The 16,889-nt window shown below is 72.2% G+C and carries 14 protein-coding genes and 1 pseudogene; 11 read left to right on the top strand and 4 right to left on the bottom strand.

All coding sequences use genetic code 11. The features are described from left to right. Positions 1 to 78: 78 nt before the first annotated feature. The 3 genes from MVA48_RS05240 to bldD all read right to left on the bottom strand — a co-directional run bounded on the left by MVA48_RS05240 (position 79) and on the right by bldD (position 2,813). Positions 79 to 1,125 (bottom strand): hypothetical protein, encoded by a 1,047-nt coding sequence (locus tag MVA48_RS05240; protein ID WP_246986546.1) that lies wholly within the window; start codon positions 1,123 to 1,125, stop codon positions 79 to 81. Further along, positions 1,122 to 2,069 (bottom strand): ABC transporter ATP-binding protein, encoded by a 948-nt coding sequence (locus MVA48_RS05235; RefSeq protein WP_246986544.1) that lies wholly within the window; start codon positions 2,067 to 2,069, stop codon positions 1,122 to 1,124. Before MVA48_RS05235 ends, MVA48_RS05240 begins: the two co-directional genes overlap by 4 nt. A 189-nt stretch (positions 2,070 to 2,258) precedes the next feature. Next, positions 2,259 to 2,813 (bottom strand): transcriptional regulator BldD, encoded by a 555-nt coding sequence (gene bldD / locus MVA48_RS05230; protein WP_246986542.1) that lies wholly within the window; start codon positions 2,811 to 2,813, stop codon positions 2,259 to 2,261. 252 nt (positions 2,814 to 3,065) lie between these two features. Here bldD and pyrR point away from each other — a divergent pair, with 252 nt between their 5' ends. From pyrR to pyrF, 8 genes are all read left to right on the top strand, one after another. Continuing rightward, positions 3,066 to 3,671, top strand: a complete 606-nt coding sequence (pyrR, locus tag MVA48_RS05225) for a bifunctional pyr operon transcriptional regulator/uracil phosphoribosyltransferase PyrR (protein WP_246986540.1) — start codon at positions 3,066 to 3,068, stop codon at positions 3,669 to 3,671. Further along, positions 3,668 to 4,588 (top strand): aspartate carbamoyltransferase catalytic subunit, encoded by a 921-nt coding sequence (locus tag MVA48_RS05220; RefSeq protein ID WP_246986538.1) that lies wholly within the window; start codon positions 3,668 to 3,670, stop codon positions 4,586 to 4,588. Before pyrR ends, MVA48_RS05220 begins: the two co-directional genes overlap by 4 nt. After that, entirely contained in the window at positions 4,585 to 5,871 is a 1,287-nt protein-coding gene (locus MVA48_RS05215; protein ID WP_246986536.1) for a dihydroorotase, read from the top strand. The genes MVA48_RS05220 and MVA48_RS05215 overlap by 4 nt, the downstream gene beginning before the upstream one ends. Continuing rightward, on the top strand, positions 5,868 to 6,977 hold the full coding sequence (gene carA, locus MVA48_RS05210) for a glutamine-hydrolyzing carbamoyl-phosphate synthase small subunit (RefSeq protein ID WP_246986534.1): 1,110 nt from the start codon (positions 5,868 to 5,870) through the stop codon (positions 6,975 to 6,977). Before MVA48_RS05215 ends, carA begins: the two co-directional genes overlap by 4 nt. Positions 6,978 to 7,042: 65 nt before the next feature. Next, a complete protein-coding gene (gene carB / locus MVA48_RS05205; RefSeq protein WP_246986532.1) occupies positions 7,043 to 10,345 on the top strand; it encodes a carbamoyl-phosphate synthase large subunit in 3,303 nt (1,100 codons plus the stop codon). 59 nt (positions 10,346 to 10,404) lie between these two features. Next, on the top strand, positions 10,405 to 11,271 hold the full coding sequence (locus MVA48_RS05200; protein WP_246986530.1) for a dihydroorotate dehydrogenase electron transfer subunit: 867 nt from the start codon (positions 10,405 to 10,407) through the stop codon (positions 11,269 to 11,271). Further along, a complete protein-coding gene (locus tag MVA48_RS05195) occupies positions 11,268 to 12,206 on the top strand; it encodes a dihydroorotate dehydrogenase (RefSeq protein WP_246986528.1) in 939 nt (312 codons plus the stop codon). The genes MVA48_RS05200 and MVA48_RS05195 overlap by 4 nt, the downstream gene beginning before the upstream one ends. After that, positions 12,203 to 13,093, top strand: a complete 891-nt coding sequence (gene pyrF, locus MVA48_RS05190) for an orotidine-5'-phosphate decarboxylase (RefSeq protein ID WP_246986526.1) — start codon at positions 12,203 to 12,205, stop codon at positions 13,091 to 13,093. The genes MVA48_RS05195 and pyrF overlap by 4 nt, the downstream gene beginning before the upstream one ends. A gap of 118 nt (positions 13,094 to 13,211) precedes the next feature. Here pyrF and MVA48_RS05185 read toward each other — a convergent pair. Further along, positions 13,212 to 14,205: pseudogene (locus tag MVA48_RS05185) on the bottom strand (IS481 family transposase). A gap of 339 nt (positions 14,206 to 14,544) precedes the next feature. Between MVA48_RS05185 and MVA48_RS05180 the strand changes: the two are divergent. The 3 genes from MVA48_RS05180 to mihF all read left to right on the top strand — a co-directional run bounded on the left by MVA48_RS05180 (position 14,545) and on the right by mihF (position 16,856). Beyond that, a complete protein-coding gene (locus MVA48_RS05180) occupies positions 14,545 to 14,871 on the top strand; it encodes a hypothetical protein (RefSeq protein WP_246986524.1) in 327 nt (108 codons plus the stop codon). Positions 14,872 to 15,164: 293 nt separating this feature from the next. After that, on the top strand, positions 15,165 to 15,884 hold the full coding sequence (locus MVA48_RS05175; RefSeq protein WP_246986522.1) for a tyrosine-type recombinase/integrase: 720 nt from the start codon (positions 15,165 to 15,167) through the stop codon (positions 15,882 to 15,884). Between the two features lie 642 nt (positions 15,885 to 16,526). Continuing rightward, positions 16,527 to 16,856 (top strand): integration host factor, actinobacterial type, encoded by a 330-nt coding sequence (mihF, locus tag MVA48_RS05170; RefSeq protein ID WP_246986520.1) that lies wholly within the window; start codon positions 16,527 to 16,529, stop codon positions 16,854 to 16,856. Positions 16,857 to 16,889 lie beyond the last annotated feature (33 nt).

Below are 16,889 nucleotides of genomic sequence, written 5' to 3'. Positions count from 1 at the left end.
CGACCGTGTTCGCAGACGGCCCCTTTTCCGGCATGCAATGCGTCGTCTGCGCACTCTCTTGCGGTCGAGTTCAGGGTCCTAGTGGAGGTCGCGGCGGGCGAACAGGACGGCGCCGATCCCCACGATGATCGCGGCCAGCACGCTCAGGAAGGTCCCCGACTGCAACGGGCCGAGGAAGTACTCGACCGGCTCGACGAACCCGGTGGCGTCGGGCTGCCCGTCGTAGAAGAACAGCGTCCACCCGTCCCGGTTCACCAGGCCCAGGGCGTTGTCGGAGAGCAGGTAGGGCTGCCAGCGCGGCCGCATGGCACGGACCGCGTTCTCCACGATCACCAGGTAGACGAACGCGATGCCCAGCGCCGCCCCGGTGTTGCGCACCAGGTTGGTGAGCCCGAAGGCCATCAGGCCGGCAATGACCGTGAGCAGCACGCCGCGCGCCTGCGTCTGGAGCAACTCACCCCAGAAGCCCTGGGGGAGCGCCTCATCGGTGCCCGCGACGGCGCGCAGGATGCCCGACATCCCCAACCAGAGAGCTTGCGCGACCACGCCGAGCAGGACGCAGGCACCCATCAGGACGGCGATCTTCGCGGTCATGACGCGGAGTCGCCGCGGTACCCAGAAGAGCTGGGCGACGATGTTGCGGGTCGACCACTCGGCACCGATCCAGGTGGCGCCGATCAGCGCGGCGACCACGGCGGACAGCGCGGCGAAACCCAGGGCGCCGGTGTGCGCCGCGTCGGAGAAGACGAACGGCGGCCGCTCGAGGTACCACGCGAGGTCCACGTCCGCGCGGGTCATGGCTGGCCCGCAGAACTCCTCCGGAGAGATGTCGTCGGGCCGGTTCGGGTCCGCGAGGCACTCCTGCCGGAACTCCTCGCTGAGGGCGATGTCCTCCTCGATGCGCTGCTCGGCCTGGGCGATCTCCTCGGCGCCGGGCGTGCCGTACTGGGTCAGGGCGATCGCGGTGGCGGCGAGCCAGCCCAGCAGGGCGATCACCAGGACGACCTGGATGAAGCGGCGGGAGCGGAAGCGGTGCAACTCCGCGCGCAGGAGGCCGCCGATGCCGGCGCGGTAGGGCGCCGGCTCGGTCGGCGGCGCCGGCGGCTGCTGGAGCGCGGCGCTCATGCCCGGCCCCCGGCGTCCGGCTCCTGCGGCTGGTCTGCGGTGATGGCCAGGAAGGCGCTCTCCAGGTCGGGCGTCAACCGCCTCAGCTCCTCGAGGTAGTGGCCGGCGTCGGCGAGGACGCGGGTGATCTCGCTGGGGGAGGAGACCGCCTGGACGAGGATCCCGCCGTCCATCGGCGAGACGACGAAGCCTGCCTGGTGCAGGACACCGGCCGCGGCGGCGGGATCGGCGATGTGCACCAGCACGTCGCCGGACCCCCGGCTGGCCAGCACCTCGTCCACGGGGCCCGAGGCGACGCAGCGGCCCTTCGCCAGGATGGTGACGTGGTCGGCGACCTGCTGGATCTCGGCCAGCAGGTGCGAGGAGAGCAGCACCGTGGTGCGCCCGTCCCGCCCCAGGCGCCGGATGAGCTCGCGCACGTCGCGGATGCCCGCCGGATCCAGACCGTTGCTGGGCTCGTCGAGGATGAGCAGCCGTGGCGACTTCAGCAGCGCCGCGGCGATGCCGAGACGCTGCTTCATGCCGAGCGAGTAGCCCTTGAACCTGTCGTCGGCGCGGTTGGCCAGTTCGACGATCTCCAGGCATTCGTCGACGCGAGTGCGCGGGACCCCGACGGACTCGGCCAGCAGCTGCAGGTTGAGCCGTCCGGAGAAGCCGGGGAAGAACAGCGGGGTCTCGACCAGGGCGCCGACGCCACCGATCACCTCCGGCAGGCCGGAGGGCACCGGCCGGTCGAGCAGGCGGATCGTCTCGTCGCCGCCGTCGGAGGAGATGAGGCCCAGCAGCACCCGGATCGTCGTCGTCTTGCCCGAGCCGTTCGGCCCCAGGAAGCCGTGCACGCCACCGGACTCGACCAGCAGGTCCAGGTCGTCCAGCGCCTTGTGCGGCGAGCCGCCGCGACGCCGGTAGGTCTTCGAGACGCCATGCATCTCCACGGCCGGCATGGGGGCACTCCTCGCGTCCGGCGACTGGTTGCGAGCACCCTGGCACACGCCGCGGCACCCACCCACCCCTTGCGTGCGCGTGTCGAGACGGTTGCTTTCCGTTATGCGACCCCTCGAGGCGGCCGACGTCCGCGCGGAATGCGGAAGAGGCCCCTGCCGACAGCGGCAGGGGCCTCCGGGAGCGGGAGCTCAGCGAGGGGAGCGGCGCCGGTCCCAGCCGGCGTCGAGCTCCTCGTCGTCGTCCTCGGGGCCGCCGAAGCCGACCACGCTCTCCATGCCGGGGGACAGCACACCCCACTCGATGAGCCGCGTGGTGAGCTCGTCGGGGCTCATGTCGTAGATGATGGCCAGCGACTTGAGGTCCTCGGTGCGGATCGAGAGGACCTTGCCGTTGTAGTCGTGCCGCTGCGCCTGGATGGTCGAGGCGTAGCGGGCGAGCGGACCGGCCTCGTCGGCCGGCAGCGACCCCAGCGACTCGAGGTTCAGCACGATCTTGGTGCTGGTGGTGACGGCCGAGCTGGGCCTCGGGTCGGGCAGCAGCTCGGAGACCGGCACGCCGTAGAACACGGCCAGCTCGGAGAGCCGCTGCACCGTGACGGCGCGGTCACCGCGCTCGTAGGAACCGACGACGACTGCCTTCCAGCGGCCGTGCGACTTGTCTTCCACCCCCTGCAGGGAGAGGCCCTGCTGGTTGCGGATGGCGCGGAGCCGGGCGCCGAGGGCCCGTGAGTAGTCGGTGCTCATCGCTGTCTGCTCACTGTCCGTCGTCTCGGAAAGGTCCTGTTCGTCACTCAGCGTACTGGTAACTCTGGGTGCGCAACAGCAGGGAACCTCCCTGCGAGTCAGTGATCCGCCGGTTGCTCACGGTCACGCGTTGCGGCCCTGACCAGAGCCGTCACAGGCGCCACACGGTCGACGGGACTCGTGCAGTACCGTCGTCGCCGGTCCAACCCACTCCTTTAACGACCCGTCCCGTGAGGCGGGGAAGGAGGCCACATGGCCGGCTCGTCCGAGGCTGCCCGGGAGAAGGTGCCGGCTACCGGCGCGTTGCTCTCCGCAGCCGATGTCTCCCGCGTCGTCGACCGCATCGCGCACCAGCTCATCGAGCGGGCGGCGGCGGCGAATCCTGAATCGGCCGACGGCGGGCTCTCCGACCTCGTGCTGGTCGGCATCCCCACCCGCGGCGCCCCGTTGGCCCGCCGGCTGGCCGGCCGCATCGAGGCCTTCACCGGCACGCCGGTCGACGTCGGCACCGCCGACATCACCCTCTACCGCGACGATCTGCGGCTCCGCGGCGTCCGTGCCCTGGAGCCCACGGTGCTCCCGGACGCCGGCATCGACGGCCGGCTCGTCGTCCTCGTGGACGACGTCCTGTACTCGGGCCGGTCGGTCCGCGCGGCGCTGGACGCCCTGCGCGACCTCGGCCGGCCCCGCAGCGTGCAGCTCGCGGTGCTGGTCGACCGCGGCCACCGCGAACTGCCGATCCGCGCGGACTTCGTCGGCAAGAACGTGCCGACCTCCCGCAGCCAGCAGGTGAAGGTGCACCTCGCCGAGGTCGACGGCACCGACGAGGTACTGCTCATCGAGGGGGACCCACAGTGAAGCGGCACCTGCTGGAAGCGGCCGACCTCGACCGCACCGACGCGACGCTGGTCCTCGACACGGCCGCCCAGATCGACCAGGCGCTGACCGGCCGCGAGGTCAAGAAGCTGCCGACGCTGCGCGGCCGCACCGTGGTCAACCTCTTCTTCGAGGACTCCACCCGCACGCGCATCTCCTTCGAGCTGGCGGCCAAGCGCCTCTCCGCCGACGTCATCAACTTCTCGGCGAAGGGGTCGAGCGTCAGCAAGGGCGAGAGCCTCAAGGACACCGCGCTGACCCTGGAGGCCATGGGCAGCGACGCCATCGTCGTCCGGCACTCGGCGTCCGGTGCCCCGCACCGGCTGGCCAACTGGGTGCGCGGCAGCGTGGTCAACGCCGGCGACGGCACCCACGAGCACCCCACCCAGGCCCTGCTCGACGCGTACACGATCCGGCAGCGGCTGGGCCGGCTCGAGGGCGTGCGGGTGGCGATCGTCGGCGACGTCCTGCACAGCCGGGTCGCCCGTTCCAACGTCGGCCTGCTGCACACCCTGGGGGCCGAGGTCACCCTGGTCGCCCCGCCGACCCTGCTGCCGGTCGGGGTCGGCAGCTGGCCCGCCGAGGTGAGCTACGACCTGGACGCCGTCCTGCCCAAGGCCGACGTCGTGATGATGCTGCGGGTGCAGGCCGAGCGGATGAACGCCTCGTTCTTCCCGAGCGCCCGCGAGTACAGCCGCCGCTACGGCCTGGACGCACGGCGCATGGCGGCCCTGGCCGACGACGCCATCGTCATGCACCCCGGCCCGATGAACCGCGGCATGGAGATCGCCGCCGAGGTGGCCGACTCGGTGCGCTCCACGATCGTCGAGCAGGTCGGCAACGGGGTCTCCGTGCGCATGGCCGTGCTCTACCTGCTGCTGGGAGGCGGCCCCGCATGAGCTACCTGATCAGGGGCGCCAGCCCGTACGGCGGCGACCCCGCCGACATCCTGGTGGAGGACGGACGGATCGTCGCGATCGGCGACGCGCTGTCGTCCACCGGCGCCGAGGTCGTCGACGCCGCCGGGCTGATCGCCCTGCCCGGCCTGGTCGACCTGCACACGCACCTGCGCGAGCCGGGTCGGGAGGACGCCGAGACCGTCGAGACCGGCAGCCGCGCGGCCGCCCTCGGCGGGTTCACCGCGGTGCACGCCATGGCCAACACCGACCCGGTCGCCGACACGGCGGGCGTCGTCGAGCAGGTGTGGCGGCTCGGCGAGCAGGCCGGCCTGGTCGACGTCGTCCCGGTGGGCGCGGTGACCGTCGGGCTGAGGGGCGAGCGGCTGGCCGAGCTCGGGGCGATGGCCGACTCGGCCGCCCGGGTGCGCGTCTTCTCCGACGACGGGCACTGCGTCGCCGACCCGGCGCTCATGCGCCGCGCGCTGGAGTACGTCAAGGCCTTCGACGGCGTCGTCGCCCAGCACGCCGAGGAGCCGCGGCTCACCGCCGGTGCCCAGATGCACGAGGGCGACCGCTCGGCCCGCCTCGGCCTGACCGGCTGGCCGGCCGCCGCGGAGGAGGCGATCATCGCCCGCGACGTGCTGCTCGCGGGCCACGTCGGCGCCCGGCTGCACGTCTGCCACGTGTCGACCGCCGGCTCGGTGGAGCTCCTGCGCTGGGCGAAGGGCCGCGGTGTCCAGGTGACGGCCGAGGTGACGCCGCACCACCTGCTGCTGACCGACGCCTGCGCCGAGAGCTACGACCCGGTGTTCAAGGTGAACCCGCCCCTGCGCACGGACGACGATGTCGCAGCCCTCAGGCTCGGATTGGCCGACGGCACGATCGACGCCGTCGCCACCGACCACGCCCCGCACGCGGTGGAGGACAAGGAGAGCGAGTGGGCGCAGGCCCGGCCCGGCATGCTCGGGCTGGAGCAGGCGCTGTCCGTCGTCCTCGAGGCAATGGTCGAGACCGGCCTGCTCGACTGGCGGGGCGTCGCCGACCGCATGTCGGTCCGCCCGGCCGCGATCGGCCGGCTGGCCCACCACGGCCGCCCGCTGGCCGCCGGCGAGCCGGCCAACCTGCTGCTGCTGGACCCCGCGAGCCGGGCTCCTGTCGATCCGGCCGCGCTGGCCAGCCGCAGCCGCAACAGCCCCTACGCCGGTCGGGAGCTCCCGGGCCGGATCGTCGCGACGTTCCTCCGGGGGACGGCGACGGTGCTCGACGGAAAGGCGACACGGTGAGCGACGCGATCCTCGTGCTCGAGGACGGCAGGACGTTCCGGGGCGAGGCCTACGGCGCCCGCGGGACGACGGTCGGCGAGGCGGTGTTCGCCACCGGCATGACCGGCTACCAGGAGACGCTGACCGACCCCAGTTACCACCGTCAGGTCGTGGTCATGACGGCCCCGCACATCGGCAACACCGGGGTCAACGGCGAGGACGACGAGAGCCGCCGGATGTGGGTGGCCGGTTTCGTCGTCCGCGACCCGGCCCGCCGCCCGGCCAACTGGCGGGCCACGGGCAGCCTGGACGACGAACTGGCCGCGCAGGGCGTGGTCGGCATCAGCGGCATCGACACGCGGGCGCTGACCCGGCACCTGCGCGACCGCGGCGCCATGCGGGTCGGCATCACCAGCGAGCACGACGACGCCGACCGGCTGCTGGCCCGGGTGCGGGACGCCGACAGCATGGTGGGCGCGGACCTCGCGCCCCAGGTGAGCACCGGTGAGCCCTACGTCGTCCCAGCGGTGGGGGAGAAGCGGTTCACGATCGCCGCCCTCGACCTCGGTATCAAGACCGCCACCCCGCGCCACCTGGCCGACCTCGGCGTCGAGACCCACGTGCTGCCGAGCACCGCGACCGCGGCCGAGCTGCTCGAGCGGGGGCCCGACGGCGTCTTCCTCTCCAACGGCCCGGGTGACCCGGCCGCCGCCGACTACGCGGTGGCGGCGGTGCGGGGGGTGCTGGACGCCCGCCGGCCGCTGTTCGGCATCTGCTTCGGCAACCAGATCCTCGGCCGGGCGCTGGGCCTGGGCACGTACAAGCTGCGCTTCGGCCACCGCGGCCTGAACCAGCCGGTGCTCGACCGGGTGAGCGGCACCGTCCGGGTCACCAGCCACAACCACGGGTTCGCCGTCGACGCCCCGCTGGACCGGCCCACCGACACCCCGTACGGGCCGGTCGAGGTCAGCCACGTGGGGCTCAACGACGACGTCGTCGAGGGCCTGCGCCTGCTCGAGGCGCCGGCCTTCAGCGTCCAGTTCCACCCCGAGTCAGCGGCCGGGCCGCACGACGCCTCGCCGCTCTTCCAGCGGTTCGTCGACCTGATGGAGGACGAGCGTGGCTGAGCTCGACGGTGGACGACCCGCTGAGAACAAGATCCAGCCGACGCGGCTGGAGGACGGGGCCAGCCGTGCCTAAGCGCGCAGACATCCACCACGTGATGGTGATCGGCTCCGGGCCGATCCTCATCGGCCAGGCCGCCGAGTTCGACTACTCCGGCACCCAGGCCTGCCGCGTGCTCAAGGACGAGGGCCTGCGGGTCAGCCTCGTGAACAGCAACCCGGCGACGATCATGACCGACCCCGAGGTCGCCGACGCCACGTACGTCGAGCCCCTCACGCCGGAGTTCGTCGAGAAGGTCATCGCCAAGGAGCGCCCCGACGCGTTGCTGGCCACGCTCGGCGGGCAGACCGCGCTCAACATCGCCATCGGGCTCTTCGAGAACGGGGTGCTGGACAAGTACGGCGTCCAGTTGATCGGTGCCGACGTCGACGCGATCAACCGGGGTGAGGACCGGCAGCTGTTCAAGGACATCGTCCGGTCGATCGGCGCCGACGCCCCCCGGTCGAAGGTGTGCGCGTCCGTCGACGAGGCGCTGGAGACCGCGGCCGACGTGGGCTACCCGGTCGTCATCCGGCCCAGCTTCACGATGGGCGGCCTCGGCTCAGGCATCGCCACCGACGAGCCGATGCTGCGCCGCATGGCCGGCCACGGCCTGGCCGACTCCCCGGTGCACACCGTGCTCATCGAGGAGAGCGTGCTCGGCTGGAAGGAGTACGAGCTCGAGCTGATGCGCGACCGCAGCGACAACGTCGTGGTCGTCTGCTCGATCGAGAACATCGACGCGATGGGCGTGCACACCGGCGACTCGGTCACCGTCGCCCCGGCGATGACGCTCACCGACCGCGAGTACCAGCACATGCGCGACGTCGGCATCGCCGTGCTGCGCGAGGTCGGCGTGGACACCGGCGGCTGCAACATCCAGTTCGCCGTCCATCCGGGGACCGGGCGCCTGGTCGTCATCGAGATGAACCCGCGGGTGTCCCGGTCCTCGGCGCTGGCGTCGAAGGCCACCGGCTTCCCGATCGCCAAGATCGCCGCCAAGCTCGCGATCGGCTACACCCTCGACGAGATCACCAACGACATCACCGGCGTGACCCCGGCCGCCTTCGAGCCGACCCTCGACTACGTCGTGGTGAAGATCCCGCGGTTCGCCTTCGAGAAGTTCCCGGGCGCCGACCCGCGCCTCACCACGACGATGAAGAGCGTCGGCGAGGTCATGGCGATGGGCCGCAACTTCCCCGAGGCGCTGGGCAAGGCGATGCGGTCCACCGAGACCAAGGTGGCCGGCTTCTGGACCGGGGGAGAGGACGTGCGCACCGCCGAGGAACTGTTGGACGCGCTGCGCACACCCGTCGACGGCCGGCTCTACCTCGCCGAGCAGGCGCTGGCCGCCGGCGCGACGGTCGACGACGTCGCGGCTGCCAGCGGGTTCGACCCGTGGTTCGTCGACCAGATCGCGCTGGTGCGCGAGGTCGCCGACGAGGTGCGCGACGCGCCGTCGCTCACACCGGAACTGCTGCGCCGCTCGAAGCGGTACGGCCTCTCCGACCGGCAGATCGCCGCCCTGCGGCCGGAGCTGGCCGGTGAGGACGGCGTCCGGTCGCTGCGCTGGCGGCTGGGCATCCGGCCGGTCTACAAGACCGTCGACACGTGCGCGGCCGAGTTCGCCGCCCGCACGCCGTACCACTACTCCTCCTACGACGAGGAGAACGAGGTGCAGCCCCGGGAGAAGCCGGCCGTGCTGATCCTCGGGTCGGGGCCCAACCGGATCGGCCAGGGCATCGAGTTCGACTACTCGTGCGTGCACGCCGTCATGGCGCTGCAGGACGCCGGCTACGAGGCCGTGATGGTCAACTGCAACCCCGAGACGGTCTCGACCGACTACGACACCGCCGACCGCCTCTACTTCGAGCCGCTCACCTTCGAGGACGTGCTCGAAGTGGTCGAGGCGGAGCGCGCGGCCGGCCCGGTCGCCGGGGTCATCTGCACCCTGGGCGGGCAGACGCCGCTCGCCCTGGCCCAGCGGCTCAAGGACGCCGGCGTGCCGGTGCTCGGCACCGCGCCGGAGGCGATCGACGACGCGGAGCACCGCGGCTCGTTCTCCCGGGTGCTGTCCGACACCGGCCTGCCGGCGCCCGCCCACGGCACGGCGACGACCTTCGCCGAGGCGCACGAGATCGCCGCCCGCATCGGCTACCCGGTGCTGGTGCGGCCCTCGTACGTGCTGGGCGGGCGCGGCATGGAGATCGTCTACGACGACGCCACCCTCGAGGCCTACATCGCCAAGGCGACCGACGTCAGCCCGGCGCACCCGGTGCTGGTCGACCGGTTCCTGGAGGACGCCGTCGAGATCGACGTCGACGCCCTCTACGACGGCACCGAGCTCTACCTCGGCGGCGTGATGGAGCACATCGAGGAGGCCGGCATCCACTCGGGCGACTCGGCCTGCGCGCTGCCCCCGACCACGCTCGGCAACGCCGACCTGGTCCGCATCCGGGCGGCCACGGAGAAGCTCGCCGCGCGGATCGGCGTTCGCGGCCTGGTCAACGTCCAGTACGCGATCAAGGACGACATCCTCTTCGTGATCGAGGCCAACCCCCGGGCCAGCCGCACCGTGCCGTTCGTCTCCAAGGCGACTGCGGTGCAGCTGGCGAAGGCGGCGGCGCGCATCGCGGTGGGGGAGACCATCGCCGACCTGCGGAGGGCCGGGGTGCTGCCGCCGACCGGCGACGGCGCGGACCTGCCCGAGCACATGCCGATCGCGGTCAAGGAGGCGGTGCTGCCCTTCCACCGGTTCCGCACGGTCGAGGGCCACGGCGTCGACACCGTCCTCGGGCCGGAGATGAAGTCCACCGGCGAGGTGATGGGCCTCGACACCGGCTTCGGAACGGCGTTCGCCAAGTCGCAGGCCGCGGCCTACGGGTCGCTCCCGACGGAGGGCACGGTGTTCGTCTCGCTGGCCAACCGCGACAAGCGCTCGGCGATCTTCCCGGTCAAGCGGCTGGCCGACCTCGGCTTCCAGGTCCTGGCGACGTCGGGCACCGCGCAGGTGCTGCGCCGCAACGGCGTCGAGTGCGAGGTGGTCGGCAAGTACAGCGAGGGCCCCGGCAACGTGGTCGAGCGGATCCTCGCCGGGGACGTCGACATCGTCGTCAACACGCCGTTCGGCTCGCCGGGCAACAGCGGGCCGCGGCTGGACGGCTACGAGATCCGCACCGCCGCGGTGGCCGCCGGCATCCCGTGCATCACCACCGTGCAGGGCATGGCGGCGGCGGTGCAGGGCGTCGAGGCGCTGCGCCGCGGCGACATCGGCGTCCGCAGCCTGCAGGAGCTGCACGGGGACCTGGCGTCGTCCCGGAGCGCCTCGTGAACGACCAGAACCGCGGTTCCGGTCCTCCTGCGGGGAGCCAGAACCGCGGAAGTGGCTCCTTGACCGAGCCGGCGCCGAGGGCGGCGCGGCCGCCGGTGCAACGGGTCGTCGCGGTGTCCGGCGCACGGCCGATGGGCGCCTACGTGGAGCTGACCCTGGCCGCCCCCGAGATCGCCGAGCGCACGCAGCCGGGGCAGTTCGTGGCCTTCGCCGTCGGCGGGGCGACGTCGGCGCACCTGCTGCGCCGCTCGATCGCCATCGCGGCTGCGGCCGACGGCGTCGTCACGGTGGTCGTGGCTCCGCACGGGCCGGGGTCGACCTGGCTGGCGGCGCTGCGGCCGGGCGACACCGTGGACGTCGTCGGGCCCCTGGGCCGGCCGTATCCGATGCCGGAGCCCGGGACGCCGACGCTGCTGGTCGGCGGCGGCTACGGTGCCGCCGCGCTCGTGGGTCAGGCGGCGCGGCTGCACGCCGCCGGTTCGCCGGTGACCGCGATCTGCGGCGCGGCCACGGCCGACCGGCTCTCGTCGGTGGTCGAGCTGGCCGGGTACGGCGAGGTCGTCGTCACGACCGACGACGGCAGCGCCGGCCGGCACGGTTGGGTCACCGACGCGTCGGCCGAGGTCCTGGAGCGGGTCGGCGTGGTCTACGCCTGCGGACCGATGGGCATGCTCCGCGCCGTGGCCGAGCAGGCGACCGCCGCCGGCGTGCCGTCCTACGTCGCCGTCGAGGAGTCGATGGCCTGCGGGATCGGGGTCTGCATGACCTGCGTGCTGCCGGTGGTCGGCGAGGACGGGCGCACCCGCTTCTCGCGGTCGTGCACCGAGGGCCCGGTCTTCGGCGGGGACCGGGTGCGCTTCGCCGACGTGGGCTCCCTGCCGTGGGACGTCGTCGGCGCCGACGCGATGGGCGTGGTGGCCCCGTGACCGCCGTGGACACGGCCGTGGACATGCGGACGTCCCTGGGCGCCGTCGAGATCCCCGGACCGGTGCTCACCGCGTCGGGCTGCTCCGCCTTCGGGCAGGAGCTGGAGCCGTTCGTCGACCTCACCGCCCTGGGTGCGGTCGTCACCAAGTCGGTGCAGCTGCGCCCACGGTCGGGTCGGCCCACCCCGCGCATGGCCGAGACGCCCAGCGGCATGCTCAACTCGATCGGCCTGCAGGGGCCGGGCATCGACGGCCTGCTCGCCGACGACTTGCCGTGGCTGGCCGAGCGCGGTGCGCGCACCTTCGTCTCGATCGCCGGCACGCGGGTCGAGGACTTCGCCGAGCTCGCCACCCGGCTGCGCGGCGTGCCGGGTGTGCTCGGCCTCGAGGTCAACATCAGCTGCCCCAACGTCGAGAGCCGCGGCGAGGTGTTCGCCTGCGACCCGGTCGCCGCGTCCGACGTCGTCGGCGCCGTCCGGGCCGCCGCCGACCCGGCCCAGCCCGTGTACGCCAAGCTCAGCCCCGACGTCACCGACATCGTGCGCGTCGCCCGGGCGGTCACCGACGCCGGCGCCGACGGGCTCTCGATGATCAACACGCTGCTCGGCCTGGTCATCGACCCCGACACCATGAAGCCGGTGCTGGGCGGCGTGACCGGCGGGCTCTCCGGCCCGGCCATCCGCCCGGTCGCCCTGCGCTGCGTGTGGCAGGTCCACCAGGCCCTGCCCGAGGTGCCGATCCTGGGCATGGGCGGCATCCGCAGCGGTCTGGACGCCCTCCAGTTCGTCCTCGCCGGCGCGTCGGCGGTCTCCGTCGGGACGGCGGTCTTCAACGACCCGTCGGCGTGCACGCGCGTCCACACCGAGCTGGCCGCAGCCCTCGCGCACCGCGGATTCGCGACCCTGCGCGAGGCCGTCGGGTACGCGCACCGATGACGCTCCCCTTCGGACGGCGCCTCGCCGATGCCGTGGCCGCCCGCGGGCCCCTGTGCGTGGGCATCGACCCGCACGTGCCGCTCCTCGAGAAGTGGGAGCTGCCCGACAGCCCCGAGGGCCTGGCCCGGTTCACCGACGCGGTCGTCGACGCCCTGGCCGGCACCGTCGCCGTCCTCAAACCGCAGCTGGCCTTCTACGAACGGCACGGTTCTCGGGGGCTCGCCGTGCTCGAGGACGCCGTCGTCCGCGCCCGGGCCGCCGGCTCACTGGTGCTGCTCGACGCCAAGCGGGGTGACATCGGCTCGACGATGGACGCCTACGCCGATTACCTGCGGCCCGAGCACCCGCTCGCCGTCGACGCGATGACCGTGAGCCCCTTCCTCGGCCCCGGCTCCCTGCAGCCCGCCGTCGACACCGCCCGGCTCACCGGCGGCGGGCTGTTCGTCCTGGCCCGCACCTCCAACCCGGACGCCGGCACGCTGCAGCACGCCCTCGTGACGGACGGAGTGGGGGAACGGTCGGTGGCGCAGGTCGTCGTCGACACGGTGCGCGGCTGGAACACCCCGGGCTGGGTGGTCGGGGACCCCCTCCCCGACATCGGCTCGGTGCGCGACGTGGCGAGCCGGTTCGGGCCCACGACCGGATCCTTCGGGCTGGTGGTCGGGGCGACGCTGCGCGAGCTGGACGTCGACCTCGCCGGGCTGGGCGGACCGGTCCTGGCGCCGGGGCTGGGGGCCCAGGGCGGGTCGGTGCCCGACCTCCGGCGGCTGTTCGGGACCGACGCCGCCGTCGTCCCCACGGTCTCCCGCGACGTGCTGGCCGCCGGACCGGACCGGGCCGCGCTGCGCGCCGCCGCGGACCGGTGGACGGAGGAGCTGGCCGGATGAGGCGGGCCCTGCCGCGGATCCTGGCCGGGTTGGGCCTGGTGCTTGTCGTCGGCGCCGTCGTCCTCGCCGCGCCGGGGGCGGCAGAGCGGGCGATTACGGCTGATCGGCATACGCGGCCCTAGATGTACTGCCCGGACACGTTGGTCAAGCGGGTGATGGGCGGACGGTTGCCGATCGCGGTGTGGGGCCGGTGATGGTTGTACTCGTGCAGCCAGGCCGGCAGGGCCTTTCGGCGCGCTGATTCGCTGAGGAACATCCGGGCGAAGGCCCAGCCGTCTGCCATGGTGCGGTGGAAGCGCTCGATCTTGCCGTTGGTCTGTGGCCGGTAGGGCCGGGTCCGCTTGGGTTTGATCCCGAGTTCGGCGCAGGCGTCGCGCCAGGCGTGGGAGCGGTAGGCCGAGCCGTTGTCAGACAGCACTCGCTCGACGGTGACGCCGCGGGCGGCGAACCAGGCGGTCGCCCGGCGCAGCACGCCGATGGCGGTGGCGGCGGTCTCGTCGTCGTGGATCTCGGCGTAGGCCACGCGGCTGTGGTCATCGACCACGGTGTGCACGAACGCGGTGCCGAGCTTGGGGTTGTAGTGCGCGTTGCGCGGCTTGCCTGGGGTGGCGGCTCGGTTCTTGTCGCCCTGGGCGCGGCCGACGTAGCGCCAGCCGCCCCCGTCGGGGGATGTTGCCCAGCTTCTTCACGTCGACGTGCAGCAGCGAACCGGGATGGGCGTGTTCGTAGCGGCGGATCGGCTCCCCGGTGGCCCGGTCGACGTGGGAGAGCCGGTTGATCCGGCAGCGGACCAGCACCGCATGCACCGTGGAGGGGGCCAGGCCGAGGCGGTCGGCGATCTGCACCGGCCCGAGGCGCTTTTTCCACCGCAGGTGCACGATCTTGCGCACCACCGGCCGGGGAGTCCGCCGAGGGCAGCTGTGCGGACGGGAGCTGCGGTCCTCCATCGCCGCCGGCCCGCCGGTGCGGTACCGGTCGGCCCACCGTTTCGCGGTGGGCCAGGCGACGTTGAACACCGCCGCGGCGTAGGCGATCGTCCAGCCGTCCTCCACTACGGCGCGCGCGAGCTTGAGACGGTGGCGGGGAGTCAGGGCAGCGTTAGCGTGGGCCACGAGGACCTCCGGTTCGTGTGAGCGGGTGCCTTCAGCAGCTCCACTCCACGTCCGGAGGTCCTCCCTCCACAAGATCGATCAGTCAGATCGAGTGGTCACACGCCCTCAACCAACGTCGCTGGTCAGTACACCTAGAACAGGAGTCCGCTACGAGAGCACGCTCGGGCTGACCTACCGCATCGGACGCCTGGCTCGTGCTCTGGACCAGTTAGCACACCATCGGTGCCGCGCTGGTCGTGACCGGCGTTCTGGTGCTGGCGGCGTCGGGCGGATACCTCCGGGTCGCCGCACGGGCCCTTCGGCGGCAGCAGCCACGTCATGAGGCGCCCACGCGTAGTCGTGGCCGTCCTGGCCGCAGCCGTCGTCGTCGTTGGCGCGGTGCTCGCGGTCGTCGCCGTACCGGATCCGGTCGTGGCCGGTCCCGAGTTCGTGGTCTACGAGGGCAGCTACGAGCCGTTGGCGTGCGATTCCGTCCGTGCCCTCAGGGCCGGGCAGATCCTGGGCGGGGTTCTCGCCGTCACCGGGCCTCGCCGGCCTCGCCGCCTCGCCGCCCTCGCGGCGCTCGGCGGCTGGCTGCTCGGCGGGCGATCACCAGAAGCCTGCATCCGATCGGCGCACCTTGCATGGCTCCTCGCGGCCCAGCCCGTCAGTGCCCCGAGCATCTGAGTTTTCGTCAGTATGTTCGACTAGGCTACGGTGCCGACAAGGGCTGGTGGTTGCGGATGAGTTAGGCCCTTGACGACACCCGGAGCACCCTTGGAGCACGGCCCATGCCAAACCGTGAAGACATCATTCTGCCGCTGACCGGGAACGCCGCGTGGGATTCGCATGCGACGGCATGGCTGTCCCGATTCAAGCCTTCCACTCAGCAGACATGGAGCCGGATCCTGCCGCGCTGGACCGAGTGGTGCATTGGGCGGGGCGTTGACCCAATGGCCGCCCGTAGGCCCGAGGTGGAGATGTGGCTGCGCGAGATCGAAGCGAGAAACTACAAGCAGGCTTACGTTGCCCAGCATTACGACGTGGTCGCCTCGATATACCGCGAGGCCTACAACGACGAGCTCATCGAACGTGACCCCTGCGCCCGCATCATGCGGCCGAAGGTCCACGCCGCATCGCAGCGGCGAGAGGTCCTTACCGCCCTCGAACTTGCTGCTTACCTCAAGACAGCACGCGAGCTCGGCCCTTCAGAACACGCCATTGCCGCCTTGGCAGTAATGGGGCTGCGCGCGACGGAGATGGCCAGTCTGCGAGTGGAGGCACTGAGCCAGAGTCGCGGGTACAGGATCCTGAACTTCATGGGCAATGGTGGTCGACCGGCGAGGATACCTGTCCCACTTCCAGCTCTTTCGGCCATCGAGGCTGCCGTGGATGGCCGCGAGAGCGGCCCTCTTCTCCGCACACAGGCGGGGGCCGCGATGGACCGTCGCGCCGTCCACCGCTACGTCGCCCGAACCGCTAAGGTCGCCGGCATCAGTCGGCCGATCTCGCCACACGCGCTGCTCAGATCTGTCGCAACGGCCGCGCTCGACCACGGCATCCCGCTGCGGGACGTGCAAAGGATGCTTCGGCACGTCAGGTCGGATTCGACGACCCGCACGTACGACATTCCCGGAGATCAGCTCGAGCGCCACGCCTCGCACCAGATCGCCGGCTTTCTCGCTGGCTTCGCCTCCTAGCTAGCCGCCCCCCTTCACCGGGTTCCGCAGCGGACGGACCCGACGGCGTGAACCGCGTGCCGGCCGCGTTGGCGGCGTTCGGCTGGGTGCTGGTCGCCGTGGGGATCACCGTGCTCTGGTCGGCGAGCCGATCCGCCGGGGGCGGGACTTCGACTGGTCGGCCTACACGCCGCTCCAGCCGGGCGAGCCGGTGCGCGTCGTCTTCTTCGGCGACGGCACCGGCTCGTGGACCCGCGGGCACCTGATCGGCGCGGCGCTGGTGGTCCTCGGCCTGCTGCTGCTCGCGGCCCTCGCCGGGTGGTGGTTCGGCTCCGGTCGTGGGCGTTCGGCAGCGTCCCGAGGAGGTGGTGTCGGCGTGTCGACACGGAGGCCCCCCACCCGGTTGCGCACCACTCATCCGGAACCCCTCCGCGGAGAAGTGCTGCTGACCTGCAGTGATGACCCAGTGTCACGGCGTGGCGGAACACGGTGTGACGGCCTCCGACACATACGGATCGCAAATCCGCGGGGAGGGGGCGTGACCAGCGGATTTGTCGGGAACTAGGTTGGCCGTGCGGCTCAGAGGAGAGCCCATCCCCTTCGGAGTGCACGACAAGACGCCGCGTCGAAGACCGGCCGGCGAACGACACGATTGGGTCCGCCATGCCCCTGCCTGACCTGTCCCCGGAACAACGCGCCGCTGCCCTGGAGAAGGCGGCCGCGGCCCGCAAGGCGCGGGCCGAACTGCGTGAGCGCCTCAAGAGCAAGGGCGCCACGGTCGGCGACGTCCTCAAGCAGGGCGAGACCGACGAGGTGATCGGCAAGATGCGCGTCTCCGCCGTCCTGGAGTCCCTGCCCGGAGTCGGCAAGGCGCGGGCTGCGAAGATCATGGAACGCCTGGAGATCTCCCCGACGCGTCGAGTCCGTGGCTTGGGGGCGAACCAGCGCAAGGCGCTCGAGACGGAGTTCGGGGGTGACCAGGTCTCCCCCTGACCTCCGCGGCGGACACGACCCGGACGAGGACGA

The sequence above is a fragment of the Blastococcus sp. PRF04-17 genome (genome assembly GCF_023016265.1).
In the GTDB taxonomy this organism is placed as follows: Bacteria; Actinomycetota; Actinomycetes; order Mycobacteriales; family Geodermatophilaceae; genus Blastococcus_B.
Note: the sequence above shows the minus strand (reverse complement) of the source record. Positions and strands in the feature narration are given on the sequence as shown.

What these genes read in the sequence shown, in the direction of transcription:
- MVA48_RS05175 (WP_246986522.1), top strand. Translation starts at nt 15,165, where the DNA reads ATGTGGCTGCGCGAGATCGAAGCGAGAAACTACAAGCAGGCTTACGTT.
- MVA48_RS05235 (WP_246986544.1), bottom strand. Translation starts at nt 2,069, where the DNA reads ATGCCGGCCGTGGAGATGCATGGCGTCTCGAAGACCTACCGGCGTCGC.
- pyrF (WP_246986526.1), top strand. Translation starts at nt 12,203, where the DNA reads ATGACGCTCCCCTTCGGACGGCGCCTCGCCGATGCCGTGGCCGCCCGC.
- MVA48_RS05215 (WP_246986536.1), top strand. Translation starts at nt 4,585, where the DNA reads ATGAGCTACCTGATCAGGGGCGCCAGCCCGTACGGCGGCGACCCCGCC.
- pyrR (WP_246986540.1), top strand. Translation starts at nt 3,066, where the DNA reads ATGGCCGGCTCGTCCGAGGCTGCCCGGGAGAAGGTGCCGGCTACCGGC.
- bldD (WP_246986542.1), bottom strand. Translation starts at nt 2,813, where the DNA reads ATGAGCACCGACTACTCACGGGCCCTCGGCGCCCGGCTCCGCGCCATC.
- MVA48_RS05240 (WP_246986546.1), bottom strand. Translation starts at nt 1,125, where the DNA reads ATGAGCGCCGCGCTCCAGCAGCCGCCGGCGCCGCCGACCGAGCCGGCG.
- mihF (WP_246986520.1), top strand. Translation starts at nt 16,527, where the DNA reads ATGCCCCTGCCTGACCTGTCCCCGGAACAACGCGCCGCTGCCCTGGAG.